Origin of the sequence: Desemzia sp. FAM 23989 (genome assembly GCF_045528345.1) — a bacterium.
Classification (GTDB): domain Bacteria; phylum Bacillota; class Bacilli; order Lactobacillales; family Carnobacteriaceae; genus Desemzia.
Window position 1 is genome coordinate 29,790 of the sequence record NZ_JBGQQT010000013.1, and the last position, 17,197, is coordinate 46,986.

16 protein-coding genes and 1 pseudogene are annotated in these 17,197 nt (G+C 38.4%); 7 read left to right on the plus strand and 10 right to left on the minus strand.

The features are described 5' to 3' along the window. Window positions 1-19 precede the first annotated feature (19 nt). Window positions 20-4,306 (minus strand): Ig-like domain-containing protein, encoded by a 4,287-nt coding sequence (locus ACEN36_RS08550; protein WP_407126373.1) that lies wholly within the window; start codon window positions 4,304-4,306, stop codon window positions 20-22. A 494-nt stretch (window positions 4,307-4,800) separates the two neighbouring features. Between ACEN36_RS08550 and ACEN36_RS08555 the strand changes: the two genes are divergently transcribed. Further along, window positions 4,801-5,712 carry an AEC family transporter gene (locus tag ACEN36_RS08555; RefSeq protein WP_407096052.1) on the plus strand — a complete coding sequence of 304 codons (912 nt, stop codon included), beginning with the start codon at window positions 4,801-4,803 and terminating at the stop codon, window positions 5,710-5,712. Window positions 5,713-5,791: 79 nt separating this feature from the next. Here the strand turns inward: ACEN36_RS08555 and ACEN36_RS08560 are convergent, their stop codons facing one another. From ACEN36_RS08560 to ACEN36_RS08590, 7 genes are all read right to left on the minus strand, one after another. Next, the gene (locus ACEN36_RS08560) at window positions 5,792-6,223 is read right to left on the minus strand and encodes an organic hydroperoxide resistance protein (RefSeq protein ID WP_407096053.1); all 432 of its coding nucleotides are present in this window, start codon (window positions 6,221-6,223) and stop codon (window positions 5,792-5,794) included. Continuing rightward, on the minus strand, window positions 6,216-6,659 hold the full coding sequence (locus ACEN36_RS08565; protein WP_407126374.1) for a MarR family winged helix-turn-helix transcriptional regulator: 444 nt from the start codon (window positions 6,657-6,659) through the stop codon (window positions 6,216-6,218). Before ACEN36_RS08565 ends, ACEN36_RS08560 begins: the two co-directional genes overlap by 8 nt. 431 nt (window positions 6,660-7,090) lie before the next feature. Then, on the minus strand, window positions 7,091-8,287 hold the full coding sequence (locus ACEN36_RS08570) for an amidohydrolase (protein WP_407126375.1): 1,197 nt from the start codon (window positions 8,285-8,287) through the stop codon (window positions 7,091-7,093). 275 nt (window positions 8,288-8,562) lie between these two features. Beyond that, window positions 8,563-8,715 (minus strand): hypothetical protein, encoded by a 153-nt coding sequence (locus ACEN36_RS08575; protein ID WP_407096055.1) that lies wholly within the window; start codon window positions 8,713-8,715, stop codon window positions 8,563-8,565. Window positions 8,716-8,790: 75 nt separating this feature from the next. Beyond that, on the minus strand, window positions 8,791-9,267 hold the full coding sequence (locus ACEN36_RS08580; RefSeq protein WP_407126376.1) for a hypothetical protein: 477 nt from the start codon (window positions 9,265-9,267) through the stop codon (window positions 8,791-8,793). Between the two features lie 24 nt (window positions 9,268-9,291). Further along, on the minus strand, window positions 9,292-9,441 hold the full coding sequence (locus ACEN36_RS08585; RefSeq protein ID WP_407096057.1) for a hypothetical protein: 150 nt from the start codon (window positions 9,439-9,441) through the stop codon (window positions 9,292-9,294). Window positions 9,442-9,541: 100 nt separating this feature from the next. After that, complete coding sequence (locus ACEN36_RS08590; protein WP_407096058.1) at window positions 9,542-9,967, minus strand: hypothetical protein; 426 nt, start codon at window positions 9,965-9,967, stop codon at window positions 9,542-9,544. Between the two features lie 851 nt (window positions 9,968-10,818). Here ACEN36_RS08590 and ACEN36_RS08595 point away from each other — a divergent pair. The 5 genes from ACEN36_RS08595 (at window position 10,819) to ACEN36_RS08615 (ending at window position 14,180) form a co-directional block, all read left to right on the plus strand. After that, window positions 10,819-11,793, plus strand: a complete 975-nt coding sequence (locus ACEN36_RS08595; protein ID WP_407126377.1) for a bile acid:sodium symporter family protein — start codon at window positions 10,819-10,821, stop codon at window positions 11,791-11,793. 23 nt (window positions 11,794-11,816) lie between these two features. Then, the gene (locus tag ACEN36_RS08600; RefSeq protein WP_407126378.1) at window positions 11,817-12,899 is read left to right on the plus strand and encodes an iron-containing alcohol dehydrogenase family protein; all 1,083 of its coding nucleotides are present in this window, start codon (window positions 11,817-11,819) and stop codon (window positions 12,897-12,899) included. 122 nt (window positions 12,900-13,021) lie between these two features. After that, on the plus strand, window positions 13,022-13,609 hold the full coding sequence (locus tag ACEN36_RS08605) for a hypothetical protein (protein WP_407126379.1): 588 nt from the start codon (window positions 13,022-13,024) through the stop codon (window positions 13,607-13,609). 74 nt (window positions 13,610-13,683) lie between these two features. Further along, complete coding sequence (gene relB / locus ACEN36_RS08610) at window positions 13,684-13,911, plus strand: type II toxin-antitoxin system RelB family antitoxin (RefSeq protein ID WP_407096062.1); 228 nt, start codon at window positions 13,684-13,686, stop codon at window positions 13,909-13,911. Continuing rightward, window positions 13,911-14,180, plus strand: a complete 270-nt coding sequence (locus tag ACEN36_RS08615) for a type II toxin-antitoxin system RelE family toxin (protein ID WP_407102452.1) — start codon at window positions 13,911-13,913, stop codon at window positions 14,178-14,180. Before relB ends, ACEN36_RS08615 begins: the two co-directional genes overlap by 1 nt. Before the next feature lie 80 nt (window positions 14,181-14,260). On the opposite strand, the pseudogene ACEN36_RS08620 reads toward ACEN36_RS08615, so the two are convergent. Continuing rightward, window positions 14,261-15,126: pseudogene (locus ACEN36_RS08620) on the minus strand (NmrA family NAD(P)-binding protein). A gap of 506 nt (window positions 15,127-15,632) precedes the next feature. On the opposite strand from ACEN36_RS08620, the gene ACEN36_RS08625 reads away from it, so the two are divergent. After that, window positions 15,633-16,388, plus strand: a complete 756-nt coding sequence (locus ACEN36_RS08625; protein WP_407126380.1) for a DUF975 family protein — start codon at window positions 15,633-15,635, stop codon at window positions 16,386-16,388. A 155-nt stretch (window positions 16,389-16,543) separates the two neighbouring features. Here ACEN36_RS08625 and ACEN36_RS08630 read toward each other — a convergent pair whose 3' ends face one another. Then, the gene (locus ACEN36_RS08630; RefSeq protein ID WP_407102448.1) at window positions 16,544-17,140 is read right to left on the minus strand and encodes a sigma-70 family RNA polymerase sigma factor; all 597 of its coding nucleotides are present in this window, start codon (window positions 17,138-17,140) and stop codon (window positions 16,544-16,546) included. Window positions 17,141-17,197: the final 57 nt, after the last annotated feature.

The following is a 17,197-nucleotide window of genomic DNA, read 5'->3' on the forward strand; positions in this document are numbered from 1 at the left end:
ATCATACTATCTACTGACTTTATTTCTTTTTGTTCAACCCTTTTTTCTTTTTCAATGCTAGCATTACTGCACCAAGAGAGGCCATTACAAATCCGCTGATCATAGTGAAGATGTTTTGAGATTCCCCTGTTTGTGGAAGTGTAGCTTGGTCTTGACCATCTCCACTGAAAGAACCATTGTCTCCACCTTGATTATTGCCATCAGATGGATCATTGATACCACCATTTGTATTATCTGAAGTATCATTATCATCTCTCGGATCCGTTCCGGCTTGCTCTTCTTCCTCATCGATTGCTCCATCATTGTCATCGTCTGGATCCGTTACATCTGGATCACCATCTTCATCTGTATCGCGTTGCACCACAAATGCGAACGTTTCAGACGATTCATTACCTGCTGCATCCGTTGCTGTGACTGTTACTTCAAATCCACGCTCTTCTTCTCCTGCAGCCCAATCTCCAATCGCGGGAGCCCCACTGATAAGCCCTGTTTCTTCATCAAATGAAACTCCTGAAGGCAAACCATCTACGACTACTGCACTTGGTTCATTAACTTCTACCAAAATATCTTCAATAGGTTGATTTTCTATAGCTGTCAGATCTTCAATAATTGAAATTACTGGAGCTACCATATCTACATCTTCTGGAACATCTGTCTCATCTTTTGGATCTGTTCCTGCTTCGATTTCTTCTTCATCAGTTGCTCCATCATTGTCGTCATCTGGATCCGTCACATCCGGATCTCCATCTCCATCCGTATCGCGTTGGACAGTGATCGTAAACGTATCTGCAGCTTCATTCCCCGCTGCATCTCTAGCAACAACTGTTGCTACAAAGTCACGCTCTTCCTCATCAGCTGCCCAGTCACTCACAACCGGAGTACCACTAATCACCATAGTTTCTGGGTCAAATGAAACTCCATCTGGCAAGTCAACAACTCCTACTGATTGTATAGGTGCTGCAAATGGTTGAATCAAACTGAAGGCCTGTAATTCTGAGACTACAGATGGTGTTTCTTCTTCACCTGGATTTTCTACGACGACTTCGATGTCTTCAATTGGTAAACCTTCCACAACTGTTTGATCTTCGACTTCTACAATAATTGGAGCAGTCATGTCACTGACTGTAATTGGTGTTACCTCAGAAGTGTTGCCAGCTTCATCAACTACCACTACTTCTAATACTTCTCCGCCCGTTAAATCTAGGTCTTCAGGTAATACTACTACAAAATTACCATTCTCATCTGTTATACCAGTCACTGTATCTCCATTTGGTAAAGTAACAATGACTTCTGAATTTGGTTCTGCCGATCCTGCTACTTCAGTATCTTCACTAGTTACACCTTCAATAACTGGTGCATCTGGTGCAATAACATCTGGGAAGTCTGTTTCATCTTTTGGATCTGTTCCATTTTCGATTTCTTCCTCATCAGTAAATCCGTCTCCATCATCATCTTCATCTTCACTGTCTGGAATCCCATCGCGATCTGTGTCACGTTGGATCGTAATGGCAAACTCTTCAGCTTCTGACTCGTTTCCAGAATGATCCATAGCGGCAACACTAACATCGACTGTCCGTTCTTCTTCATCTGCTTCCCAATCTTCAATTACAGGAGCTCCAAAAATTCTATCCGTTTCTGCATCAAAGTCTAAACCTGCTGGTAAGCCATCTACTGTGACTACACTAGTTTCATCATCCGTTTCTACCCCAATGTCTTCAATATCCAGCCCTTCTATAACTGTAATATCATCAATTGCTGTAACAATTGGTGCTGTGGTATCTGGATCAATATCTTCCGGGAAATCTGTTTCATCTTTTGGTTCTGTTCCTGCATCTTCTTCGTCGCCGTCACTTACACCATCATTGTCATCGTCTGTATCTTCTATATCAGGAATCCCGTCTCCATCGGTATCACGTTGAATGGTTAAGACAAACTCCTCAGTGCCTGCATTATCTGCTGGATCGATTGCTGTAACGGTAACTGTAAATGGACGTTCCTCTTCTTCTGTACCCCACTCTTCAATGACTGGTGTGCCTGTGATTAACCCACTCGCTTCATCATAACTCAAGCCTGATGGCAAGCCAGCTGTTGTAACTTCACTCTCTTCGTTAACTTCCACTACAATATCTGTGATAGGTTGTTTTTCTAAGGCACTTAAATCTTCAATTTCTGAAATAACTGGAAGAGATAAATCTTCTACCGTTACTTCCACAGCATCGGAAGCATTCCCAGCTTCATCTGTCGCAATCACTGTCAGAATATCGCCTACTTCTAGTTCTGTACCTTCTGGCAGTGTTACTACAAAGTTACCATCCTCATCAGTTGTTCCTGTAACTTCTTCACCATCAGGCAAGGTAACAGTGACAGCTGATCCTGGTTCGGTTTCTCCAGTAATTTCTGTCACATCATCACCTACTGGATCAATTATTGGTGCTGCGGGTGCTGTGGCATCTGTGACTGTAACTGCCGTTGGGTCGGAATCATTATCTGCAACGTCAGTCGCTACTAATAGAAGTTCTTCGCCACCTACCAAATCTACCTCTTCTGGTATAGCTACGGTAAATGCTCCTCCTGCGTTTGTCACTCCTTCTGATGTTTCCCCAGTTGGGAACGTAACTGTTATCGTTGAATTCGGTTCTGCTGTTCCAGTGATTACGGTATCTTCACTGGTTACTTCATTTACGTCCGGAGTTGCTGGTGGTGTTTCATCTAAAAGGTCTACTACTACGGTTGTTGCTGGATCAGATCCATTACCTGCTGCGTCTGCCGCTACAACAGTTATTGTCTCATTACCCATTAAATCCACATCTTCTGGAATGAAAGCAGAATACACACCTTCTGCATTCGTCGTTCCCACTATCTTCTGACCGTTTGGTAAAGTCACTGTGATATTCGAATTAGGTTCTGCTGTCCCTGTAATTACTGTCGAATCTGTGGTCACTCGGTCAATAGTTGGTGTTTCTGGTGCAGTTGTATCTACTACGTTAACAGTTGCTGGATCTGACGGATTTCCCGCTTCGTCTGTTGCTATAACAGTCAATGTTTCCCCACCAACTAAATCCACGCCTTCTGGAATTGGGGCAGAAAATGCGCCTTCCTCATTTGTAGTGCCTATCGTTGTTACACCGCCTGGCAAATTCACTGTAACTGTCGAACCTGGTTCTGCTGTCCCGGTGACTTCTGTTGCTTCACTGGTTACTTCGTTTACAATTGGCACTTCGGGTGCGGTCGTATCTGCTGGAAATGCAACTTGGGTTACACCATCTAGATCGCTTAATAACTCAGCATCAATCACATTAGTACCCGCGTTAATCGCTGAACCGGAAATAGAAACTAAGCCAGTAGCATCAGTATCTCGTTCTACTGCAACATCTACTGAGACAGTAGTTCTACCTATAACTTGTGCAGAAACTAAGCCACTAGTTAAGTTTGTTGTACCATCTGCTATATTATTAACTAGATCTAACACTGGCTGTAACAAAGCTTGAACTGGAGCTAACGGAACGCTTATTGTTCCACTCAACAACTCAATGTCTAAATTCTCAATAGCATCTGCTACATCTTGCAGTAAGGGTTCTACAACATCATTAACCGCTGAATTTAAATGATTTCCTAGACCTTCAGAAAAATCGACAGTAACAATTCCATCCTCCGTATTCACAACAGCAGGAGCAGTGGCATTGTACTCAAGAATATTAAAAACCGTACTATCTAAATTATTTAATGCAGCTAAAGCTCCCTCAAGTTCATCTAGTCCTTGAACATCTATTAGAGGCGAAGTAAGGGGATTACTTAATATGACATCTACTGCAGATACTAAATCACCAACAACTGAATTTAAGTTGCCAGTTATCCCGTCTAAAGCATTTCCTAGTCCTGGAATAGAAGAAGCATTAATAGGCAATAGTTCTACGTTAACTTGTGCGGTTGGATTGTTTTCTATTAAATCTCCTGCTAATTCTGGTGCGTGAAACACCGCTACTGTTTGTGGATTAACTAACTCAACATCTGCTAATCCAGTTCCTGTTAACGATAAATTCAAATTATAAGGACCAGTTCCTTCTAGATTTCCTAGACTCCCACTAACAGCCACATCTCTTAACAACCCAACTTCCGCCAAAGTCGCAGCTGAAGCTGTATCTTCTGCAAATCCTATCAACTGTCCATTTTGAATAACAGGAACGAATGGCTGGAAAACTAGCGCAGACGCTACTGCTGAAGATGCAACCATTCTTTTAATTTTTTGTCTATGTATCTTTCTATTATTGTCCATTTTCTTTCTGTAATCGTACGACTTTCTTCTCATATTCTTATTCCTTCTATTTTTTCACCTATAGCGACCAGTTTTTGCCCCAAACAACAACCTGCAAACTTAGGCGGTAATCATTCAAGAAAATTGAATATAAAAAAAACCGCTTTCTAAATAAAAAGTAACACAAGTGTTTTTTTCCAAAACAAAAATGCTCACAGGAAAAAGCATAAAGGAGAAATAGTCTTTTAAAATAAAAAAATCACAATAAACATAACGAATATTATAAAAATAGTTAATTTTTTCAGAGAGCTCATTCAGTTCAATGTTTTCAATATTTTTACATACATTTTTTGGACCAGAAAAAACAAACAGTTAAAGTAACAAATAGTAAGTGCATTTTTTATTTTTCACTAACGATTGATTTCCAACAAAAGACAACATTGTACTTAATAACTATTGTACAAAAAGTTCTAATAGGAATTTTCTTTTTCTTCCTGTAAGATGACTCTAAAAGGTTTTTATTACTGGAAAAAGGAGTTGAAATATTAGTGGGTGCTGTACTTACGCAAGCAATCAGTTTCTTAAGTGTGATTTTAGTTGCTTATCTTTTTAAAACAAAAGGATTGTTAGAAGAAAAAGATGGGCACACAATTTCTAAAATTATTTTAAATTTAACATTGCCAGCCACTATTATATTAGGTTTTAACGGGGTGCAAATAACCAGCACCTTGATAATGATGATTGCTTTAGGGTTATTAACAAATATAGGGCTGGTTACTATTGGAGGATTGATTTGGCGAAAAAGACAAACAGCAGATCAGGCCTTGATGATGTTTAGTCAGGCTGGTTATAATATCGGAAATTTCACGATCCCTTTTGTACAAGGGTTCTTTCCCGAAGCTATTCCGTTTATCGGCAGTTTTGATTCTGGGAATGCTTTAATGCTGTTTGGCGGGACTCCCTTGTTGGCAGATAAAATGTTGGGGCAACATCGCGGAAAAAGAGGTCCTAAAGAAGTTATTTTCCGTCTTTTCCGCTCTCCTTCTTTTTCGACTTATATCATTATGATTCTATTAGCACTGATCAACTTCACCATTCCTGAAAATGTCCTCTCAGTTATTGATCTTTTTGCCAGCGGAAATGCTTTCTTGTCGATGTTTATGATTGGGCTCTATTTGGATTTTAATATTCCTCGGATAGATTTGAGAAAAGTGATTCAATTGCTGTTTACCCGCTATACTTTAGGGATTTTACTAGCGTTAGTCTTTTACTTTGTGTTGCCGTTACCAGACATTGTTCGGTTATCTTTAGTTTTATTGGCACTAGCACCAATCGGGACTGTTTCCACCATCAACATGGTCGTTTACGGTAATAAACCCTCTCTTTCTGGTTTTTTATCTTCCAGTAGTATCTTGATTTCGTTGATTCTTATGACAGGAGCTTTGGCTTTGATATTGTAAATTAACTTACAGCACATAAAAACAGGCACCCGACAGTTTGTTTAACTGCTGGGTGCCTGTTGCATATTTATTTTTATTTTTATTTAAATTCTACTGCTTTTACTTCTACTTCAATATTATTTTGAACGGCTTTTGAGTAAGGACAAAATGCATGAGCTTTTTCAGCTAACTCTTTTGTTTCTTCAAGACTCTTTCCTTCAATCGCCACTTCCATGACAACAGACAATTTAAAACCATTATCTGTTGGGTCGCTGTTTAACGTAACCTCTGTGGCTACTTCCGATTTAGCTTCAACGTTTGCTTCTTTCATTTTAACTTCTAATGCGGAATGGAAACATGCGCTGTATCCTAAAGCAAATAATTGTTCTGGATTGCTGCCTTGGCCTGGTCCACCCATTTTTTTCGGTGTAGACACTTTAACTGAGAAAGATCCATCTGGTAAGTGACTTTCTCCTTCACGTCCACCTGTGTTGATTGCCTTTGCTTGGTACATTACTTTTGATTCAGTCATTATTTATTCCTCCTAATGTTTTAGTCAAAGCATTGATGCGTTCCAATAAATCAAAGTACTCTTTTTCTTCCAAATTCAGAAGATCTAAACAGTCGGAAACCTTATTTGTTAACTCATCTTTTATCTCACGTGCTTTATCTGTCAAGGAGACCATTACTTTTCTTTCGTCTTCCGGATTACGATTTCGAGTAATGTAACCAGCTGCTTCCATTCGTTTGAGCATCGGTGTTAAAGTACCACTGTCCAATCCCAACCGTAATCCTAAGTCTTGAACACTTTGGTTTGATTCTTCCCAAAGCGCAAGTAAGGCTACATATTGAGGATATGTAAGAAAATAAGGATCTAAAACCGGACGATAAAACTTGGTAAACTGTTTTGATAAAGCATAAGTTGAAAAACAAAGCTGCTCTTCCAATAAAAAATGATTTCCTTCCATGTTCTTTTCCTCCTAATTCGGTTGTGCACAATTATATTGTACACAACTTATTTTATAAAAACAAGTTTTTTCTTATCTATTTGTAAAAGGACGTTTAAAGTAGCTCAATGTATTGCACTATGGCGGCTGTAAATTATTTGACGTTGGTAAATGAAAATTCGCTAGCGTTATTTCAGCTCATTTTATATTGGTCATTTTTACACGACCGATACGATCAGCAAGATTTCTTGCTCCAACCATAAACATACCTGAGAACAATGGTGTTATACTAACTGAAATAATCAATACACCAGCTGAAATGGCTAAATCATTTTGAACGTCTGGTCAAATATTTAACATCGTTTGTGTGAACAACCAAAAGGTCAAAATGCCCCTTACAATACCTGCGATTAATTTATTATCACCTTTAAACTCTTGTTCCATCATACATGTTACTTCCCTATCAAATAATCGACTACAATAGATCCCATTGCTTTTGCTGAGATCATGAGTGATTTTTCATCAATATCAAATTTTGGATTGTGGTGAGGATATGCTTTTCCATTTTCAGGAGTTGCTCCAACGTAGAAGAACATACTTGGACGTTCTTTCGCATAGTAAGCAAAATCTTCTGAAGGTGGCTGTGGTTCACACATTTCTACACCTGTTAGTTCAGGAATATCTGTGTTATTCAACACCTTGATACCAAATTCTGTCGTTTCAGGATCATTGTACAAAACTGGGCAGTCGTTTTTGTAATCTAGATCATATGTTACACCGAACATAGTGCTGATTCCATTTAACTTCGCACGAATCTCTCTTTCAATAGTCTCTTGTGCTTCATCAGATATAGAACGAACGTCGCCTTCAAGAATTACTTTATCTTTGATAACATTGGATGAACCTTTGCCATCAAAGTTTCCGATAGTGATCGAACCCACATCAAATGGACTCAATGCACGACTGACTATGGTTTGCAAAGCAACTACAAAGTGGCTTGCTGCAACAATAGCGTCTTTTGTTTTATGAGGCGAAGAGCCATGTCCTCCAACTCCATTGATGGTTATTTTAAAGTAAGAACATCCAGTTTGAACGTTACCAGGTCGGTAGAAAATTTTGCCTGTTTCCATTTCAGACATGACATGGATACCAAATACATTATCCACTCCATCCAATGCTCCATCTGCAATCATACTGACAGCTCCACCTAGCGGCACTTCTTCTGCGTGTTGGTGAAGAATAACGACTTTACCTTCTAGTTTGTCTTTCATTTCGATCAATGTTTCTCCAAGGATCATCATGTAAGCTGTATGTCCATCATGACCGCAAGCATGCATCACACCAGGATTTTGTGAAGCAAATGGTAAGTTTGTCTCTTCAGTAATTGGAAGTGCATCAAAATCCGCACGAATACCGATCGTTTTACCAGGTTTCCCACTATCAACGGTTACAACGATTCCATTCCCGCCGACATTTGTACGAATGACGCAATCTTTACCTTGATAAAAATCTTGAATGTATTTAGCCGTCTTATCTTCTTTAAAAGATAGTTCTGGATGAGCATGTAAATAACGACGAATTCCGAACATACGGTCTTTTTTCTCATCTAAGCGTTGCATCAATTCTGTTTTTACGGATTGTTCTGCCATAATTCATTACCTCCTGTTTTTTTACTTATGTGTTAGTTACATTTTATTGCTGTGAAGGACTTGTTCGCTTCAACAGTACCCATTATAGGACTTTTGCAATTTATTACTATGCTTCTTCTTATCATTTTCGAATTAGTTTTTTACCTCTGTCTTAGGGATAAGCGATTGAATGTAAAAAATAAAGGTCATAATTTTTACATCCCTTCTTTTTACTCAATAACTTTCCGCATTTCTACAAAATGAATGGCGTTTCTAGATAGTTAAGCTGAAAATGATCACTCATCCTCGATGTATTCGTCTACCATTTCAATTGCCGGACGAGACAAATGCAGAATGTAATCAATAATCTCATTATCAATGCCATAATAACTACTCAGTTTTCTCCAATTTCTATATAATCCGCCATTTTCATTATCAAAGCGGAACATACGAATTTGGTAATTTCCTTTGTGCAAACCGGTTAAGTGAAAATGCAGTTCTTTATTACGGGACTATACAAATAATTAATCTGTAGAATATTGCGGGTTAAAGCGGCGCTCATTAAATAGAATGATTTGGTACGCATCTTCGTTTTCTGTCATTTGCTTAAAGTAACGTGATAAATAAGAAATTGAGAGAAATTTTTCCTCTGCTACATCCGACAATGTCAACGAATCGCGGTAGCGTTCTTCAATCTTTTGAATGATACGAGTGACTCTCTCATCACCGGCTTCCGTTCCGCTCCATTCGGCGATACCTTTTCTGAAGAAACGAGTCATGATCAGCATGATCTGATATATATTGCTTTGCAAAACTAAATCACTGTTTTCCTCATCACGGTAAATTTCAATAATCATTTCGGATAAGACATGGTATAGTTGCCGACTCGTTCTGTCTCTCCCGCTATTGTGCTCGTCAGAAAAAAACTGGAATGCACTTTGAAAATATTTTTTGTAATACAACGCAAAAAAGTGACTTGTAATACTTAGTGTAATCAACATACAGTCTTCATCGCCCGTCACAACCTAACGTTTATTCCGATTGACGAATACCGTATCTCCTGATGTTATCCTTACTTTATTTCCTTCATAAGATACTTCTGCAGTACCTTTCACTGCAAATAAAATTTTGGTTTCAAAAAACTGTTGCGGAGAAGAATAGTGTACGTTCTCCATGACAATTGTAAAATCTTCGGTTTGTTTACGTTCTATGTTGACCGATACTTTCTTTTTTCATCTGATTTTTTATCTAAATGGTTTATTACACCTCTACTCTCTACTCTACCAGTTTCCTTCCCTTATTTGCAGATAAAAGTCTTCTTTTAGTCACAAGCACCGCTGACAAAATCAATTGCACGATGGCAAACCCGAAAGTAATGAGATGCACAGGCTCTATAATTTGTAACATGATGACTTGTACCACCAACCATATAACCAGCACACCGCCAAAAAATCCGCTGATGTAACCTTGGTAACGCGAACGAAAGAAAAAGAAAGTTGCGCTGAATAGTTGACCCAAACCAATTGCCACCAATAATAAAATTCCTGGAACAAAGAAATTATCAAATGGCGAGTTAGCCAACAGGTCTGTTGAGATGCCAAATGGACTTTCCGGAATTGAAACAGCTGTCCAACCACCCAATACAGCAAAAATCCCGACAACTATATGGGTAAAAAACAATAACAATTTGACAACTTTCATTTCTTTGACCTCCTTACTTTTCACCAACGTGTCGTTAACAGAGTTCGGCTTTAAATCAGAGTGCATTGAACAATTTTCTACTTGCTTTACATCTCAAATAGTAGTCTTTTTCTTTGTACTGTCAATTGATATGAATAAAAATCAAATACTTTATCTTATACCGTTGGCAAAGAACTTTTTTCAACTTAGTTGTGTTCTTTAAATACCTGATAATAAAACTATTGAAAGATAAATCTGACTTGCAAGAAGAAAAATAAACCTCACAAGTCAGATAAATCGACTTTATCTGACTTGTGAGGTCTAAAATAAGATCGATAAGTCAGGTAAATGGATTTAACCTTACCTGTGAGGCCTAAAATAAGATTGGCAGGTTAGATAAATATTTGCTGCTCGTCTTTTATTCATTATATGAAGTAAAAAAGTAGTCTATATTGAAATATTTCTAAATAAAGTGGTTTTTTTTAATAGAATCTCACTAAATACTATCTACTTTTCCTTTACGCTCGAAACATAAATGATAAATAAATGAGATTAAAGTGTTGACTCTTTCATTTTTCAATGTTATTCTTTCATCACCAACTTATGAGAGGAACATCGTCCATGAAACCAATGTTCAGCCAAGCAGCTATTATTATTAAGAAGAGGATTTAGACACTGTAAGAGAGTTTTTTTACAGTCGTTTAAGTCCTCTTCATGCTACTTAGCTGAATGGGACTTAGGCCACCCATTCATTTTAATTGAATGGGTGGCCTTTTTATTTTCTCGAAAGGAGTGAGCACTATGGAAAGTGACATTGATATTTTAACTTATCGAAAAAAACCACCAGATAACATACCCTAGGAGGAATTCATATGAAGTTCTTTAACACATTCAATCATCTTTACAATAAATATTTGGCTTTAATCGTTGTTGCTGTGGCCGCACTAGCGTTATTCTTACCGCACTCTTTTTTATGGGCCAGTTCTTATACGACATTATTTTTGCAAATCGTCATGTTTACCATGGGATTAACAATGAAACCAGCTGATTTCGCAGCAGTTTTTAAAAAACCATGGATGATGCTGCTGGTTACTTTTTTGCAATTCACCTTTATGCCGCTGTCCGCTTATTTATTGGCTAAATTTTTCCAGCTTCCGGCTGAAATGGCATTAGGGCTGATTTTATTGGGGTGTGTGCCTGGGGGAACCTCTTCTAACGTGATTACTTATTTAGCAAAAGGTGATGTACCGTTGTCTGTAGCTGCTACTTCTGTATCTACTCTCTTAGCTCCTTTACTTACCCCCTTGTTCTTATCTTTCTATGGCGGAGCATATTTAGAAATCAGCTTTTGGACTATGTTTTTATCCATCATCCAAGTCGTTCTAGTCCCTATCATTGCCGGATTGGTGCTCAGCTACTTCTTCGCCCAGCACGTCGCTAAAGTAGAAACCGCCTTACCTTCCTTATCTGCTACCGCTGTTTTAGTCGTCTTAGGCGGAACCGTTTCGGTCAATTCAGAAACCTTATTAGGAACCGGGATGATTATGTTCTTGATTGTTTGGTTGCACAATTTATCTGGCTACGCTATTGGTTATGCTGTTTCAAAATTATTCAAATTCAATCGCCCTGCTACGAGAGCGGTCGCCGTTGAAGTTGGGTTGCAAAATACTGGTCTTGCTGGGAGTTTAGGTTTAGCTCACTTTAGTCCTGCTGCCGCTTTAGCTGGTGCAGCAGGAACCATTGTCCATACCTTATTTGGGACTTTATATGCCTCATTTATGAGCCATAAAGATCAAGCAGAAACACACACTGAAGAACCAGTTGCAACAATCGTTGCGGAATCTTAAAAAATAGAAAGAAGGAATGTTACATGCGTTTGAGTCAAGTTGTTCGTCCAGGCCCAGGTCAATTTTTGAGTGAATCAGGAGCTTTAAAGTATTTAGACGGGAAGCTGACGGCTTTTCAAAAGCCCGTTGTGATTACGGGAGAGTTGTCTTATGCAGCTTTTCAAAAGCACTATCCTGGTTCGCTGGATTTGCCGGTATATCGCTACGACGGCACAGCTTCCCATGAAGATATGGAACGTCTGTCCAAATTAATCCAAGGAACGGATTGTGTAGTCGGAATCGGCGGCGGCCGAGCATTGGATACCGCAAAAGGCACAGCTGAACTGCTGCAGGTCGAATACATGACCATTCCGACAGTCTTAGGAACTTGTGCAGCTTATACCCCGCTTTCCGCTGTGTATCATCCGGATCATTCTTTTAATGTGGTCGATTATTATGAAAAAGCCGCTTTGCTTTGTTTGATGGACCTAGATTTGCTGATCGAATCGCCTCAAAAATACTTCATGGGCGGAATTGGAGATACATTGGCAAAATGGTACGAAGCAGAAGGCATCACTCGTCACGTCGAAGGAGATCTGCCAGCAATGGTGGAAGTTGGGCTGAAAACCGCTAAAGTGACACAAGAACTGTTGCTTGCCGACAGTCAAGAAGCTTTAGCCAGCATGGAACACGGTGAAGTGACCGCTGCGTTTAAGCGTGTTGCCGAAGCTGTTGTAGCTATTGCCGGAACAGTCGGCGGATTTGCTGGAGAATACGGCCGCATGGCGGGGGCTCATGCAGTTCATAACGGAATGTCTCTGGTTCCCGAAACTCATGCTTACGAACACGGGGTCAAGGTAGCTTATGGAGTACTGGTGCAATTATGGGCTTCCGGAGATGCAGAAGAAGCTCTGAGATTACTGCCTTTCTATAAAGAAAACCACTTCCCTCACCGTTTAGCTGACTTCGGAGTGGAAGACTATTTATTGGAGAAAGCAGAAAGAATCGCCGAATTTGCGGCTTCAGATGCTAAAACCTTTAACTTGGCTGTTCCAGATGTTACGAAAGAAATGGTGTTTAATGCGATGAGAGCTGTGGAAGAACTTTCTGGGACGGTGACTGTTTAAAACTAAATGATGCTTTTGATGTTCATGAGTTAAAATTCATGAACATCTTTTTTTGTGCAGAAAAATAAAACAGATAAAAAATGCGTACAGTTATAGAGAAAGACAAAATTTGAGGTGATAATATGGGACAAGATTATTGGATATTAAATGCAGACAAAAAATTGATGCTCGATCCGCTTCAATATGATGCAGGAGGAAAAATATTTGAACACTGTTTTATGGGAAAAAGTTATTTGTATGAATTGCTCCATTTACTAGCAAATGAGTGGAAAGGGGATTGCGTATTTAATAGTGGGGATTATGCGACCGATTTCCCTGAAAAATACAATCATAGATATCAACGCTATAACGATAGTATACTCAACTATAAAGATGAATGCGATGGCAGTTTTAGAGTACTGACTAAAGATTCTGCTAAACAATTACCTGCTAGGTGGGAGACCTTCATTCAGCAGTATGTATTTGTTAATTATGATCAAAATATTTATTGTACCATCGACTGTTGTCCTGCTACTCCTACAAGGCAGATTTGCCCGGTTCCGCTCTTACTATCCAATAGTGACACTATTTCAGGTGGCGATTATGCTTCTTTTAGCGACTGTGACCAAGTTGGGAGCTGGCGATATAACCATGTGGGAGTAGAATTCAAACATTGGGAGAATCTATCTTTTATGACACAAGTGGACTATAAATTCACTTACTGGTCTTAATAGAACATATTGAAGGCCGTCCTCTTTACTCCTGTATTGCTTTGTAATACAGTAAAAAAAAAGAGGTGTTTTCGATGGCAATGATCACTATCCGTGTAAAAGATGAAGAAAAAGAATGGTTGGAATACATGGCAGAGTTTTATGGAATAACCTTATCTGATTTAATGAAAAAATACTCTATGGAACTATTAGAAGATGAATACGACAAGCAGATTGCCGAAATTTCCCGCAAAAGATGGATAGAATCCGGTAGAGAAACAGTTTCGATGTCTGAGATTTTAGATGAATTTGGAGAACTCTGATGCCGTATAAACTGCTTTTTACAAAAAATGTCCAAAAACAACTCAGAAAAATGGATCAGTTTCAATCTTGTCTCATCACGAGTTGGCTATATCAACACATCGATGGAATAGATGATCCGAGAAAGCTAGGTAAAGGACTGACCGCCAATCGCTCTGGTTATTGGCGTTATCGAATTGGTAACTATAGAGTACTTTTAGACATCCAAGATGACAAAATGATTGTGTCGGCTATTCAAGTAGATCATCACAAAAATATTTACCATAAATAGCACAAAGCATTCTTTAAAATTTTGAGAAAATGTAATAAACAGCCTCGCACCAAAGATCACTTCTTCAATACGAGGCTGTTTTAGTTTTCCTTCTTAATGCCTTCTTGAATAAACCACTCCATTGCTTGCGGGTCGTGACCGGTAATGAATTTGAAGTCTTCCGTGACGGTATCCAACAAGCCCATTCCGCCTGCTTTGTACATCGAAGCCAACTCTCTTCCCATGCCATCTTCATTGTACATTTCCGCAAATTCTTTCAAGGAAACTGGCTCATAACCGATTTTTTCTCCCGTCACCTCACTCAACACCTGACTTAATGCCACCATATCGTAGTTACGCGATTGAGTCAGCAAGTAACTTGCCCGTTATTCCGCAAATGAGTGTTTAGAGCTACTTTAGCAATCGCTTCGGCACTGTCTTGTATGGTAATAAAGGACAACGCTTGGTCTTTCACCGGATAAATAATATTTTCACGTTCAATCAATTCCGACAAATAAGGTACCAATGGATCTGCATACAAAGCATTTTTTACAACAGCATACTGGATGTCTAATCCCGCCAAGCGTCTCGGTGCGTACGCATAGTAAGACGACATTTGAAACGGATTGTTTTCTTGATCCGCGATGAAGCCGACAAAAACGATATTTTTGATACCGCTCTCTTCCACTGCTTGCAACGTATTTTCAAATTCCGTAATGCGCTGCAGCACATTATAAGTTTTACTCGGGATATAAACGAGCACATCCGTCTCTTTAATGGCCTTTACTATGGTTGCAGCATCTAAATACTCAATAGCGGTTACTTCAACCCCTTGTTTTTTGAGATTTTCCGCTTTTGTAAGGGTGTGAACCGCTGCTCGTACTTCATGAGGTGCCACTTGCTTCAACAGCTCTTCCACGACTCCGCTGCCTAAATGCCCGGTTGCACCTGTCACTGTATATTTCATTTGTTACTCCTCCTCTTTATGGCTTTTTTATTTTAATACAACCTTCTATTTTCATTAGAATTTACGACTCTCTCAAAAAAGTGACTTTCTTTTACAACTAGAAAGGCTGTACTTTTAATCCCTTTGAGTAGAAATCAGTTATTGATGGTTTTTTTAAAGGCATTTGGTTTATTTATACAGATGTCAACTAATGGTTGCTAAATGTAAACCAGCAGATGCGTTACTTTCCCGGGAAATATTGAGATAATGAAAGGACTAAGTTAAGGAGGGCAGGAAAAACTTATTTTTTTTAATCTTATTTATGAAGTCTTTTCTATCCATTATTCCGTTCTCATTTTGGCTATGCTAAATTTATAGGGTGCTACTTCATTCTGAGGCAGTTTACATTTAGGGAATCACTGTAAGACATCAAGTATAAGAAACGGTATATTTAACACGTTTTTTATGGTTATTTATGGTATATTATGTCTTGAGAAATAAAACACAATTAAGAGGAGTTATACATAATGAATGAGTATAAAACAAGAGCAGAATTGAAACAAGACGCTCGTGATATGTTAAGTGGAAGATGGAAAGACGCTGTATTGATGAACCTTATTCCCACTTTACTTATGATTGTTGCTATGGTAATTGTAGTAGTTGCCATTGTGATAGCCATTGAAACGATCGGTTATTCTCCCGAAATAGGGACATATTATGGTGATGATGGCGGAAGCGGCGGTGGAAGCAGTACTATCAGCGGCATTTTTACAACATTTATTTCTACCGGAATTACATTTGCTTTCTTAAATGTTTTTCGCGATGCTAGTTACAAGATTCGTCCATTAAAAGATGCATTCCAAGTATTTTCTAAAAAGTATTTTTTAGGAGTATTGCTGATTTATATTATTTCAAGTCTTTTTACTTTCCTATGGGCATTACTATTTATTATTCCTGGGATCATTAAATCATATGCTTACTCACAAGCTTACTTGATTTACAAAGACCACGTTGACCGTCCAGATTTGGAAAAAATCTCAGCATTGGATTGTATTACGGAGAGTAAGGAATTGATGCAAGGACACAAAGCGCGGTTCTTTCTTTTGGAACTAAGCTTTCTAGGTTGGATCTTACTTGGTGTTCTTACATTAGGCATTGGCTTTTTATGGATTTCTCCATACATGATCGCTACCAACGCAGCCTTTTACAACGATTTAGTTGGCAGTCCTTCTATTGAAGACAGTGAATGGGATGATGTTGAATGGGATGAATCGCTTAATTAAAAAAGACAATCCTTTAATTAATGAGTCCTGCTGTTATTAATCCGTTATAGAAAAGGCCTGTACTACGATTTTTCTATCGTAGCACAGGCCTTTAATTAACTTAGTATTTAAGAGTACTAAAAAGAGCAGACCTCTATTAGTAAGCGCTTACTAAATTATTTTATATTCATTATTAATTTCCTTTTGCATCTATCTAGTGCATTGACTACTCGTGCAACCTCACATTGAAGTTCTTGTGCTATCTCTTCTTTATCCATATTTTTCATGTATCTTAGAAAAACTTTGTATTCAAATTTTGATAAAGAATCATAGAAATAAGGAATATTCTCTTTTACTTCTAACGCTTGTTGAAAGTTCATTTCACCTGAAAAATTTTTTATGTAAGTCGGTGAAAAACCATTTTCTAACAAGCTGTCTAATGATTCTGAAACTTTTTCAATTCTTCTTTTTTTAGCCATGTCTTTGCGTAACAAGTTGATATAGTAATGCCGTAAATTTGATTTGAAAAAATTTCCAAAGGTGCAGAATCTATCTTTATCGTAGGCATGAATAGTCGTATTTAAAACAATTCTTGCTTCTTGATTAAAGTCCTCTTTTTCGTAACTCTTAATATAGAAATCATTGATTATAATTTGGACCATTCCTGCATGACGCTGAAATAAAGCTTCAAATGGACCATAGTCCCCTTCTTTTATGATAGAAATCAATTCTTCATTACTTAAATGTTTATATAAATCATCTGCTTCGTTCACTATTTTTCCTCCAGCTCTAGATCGTCTATTTTTATTTAGCTCATTTTTAGTCTGCTC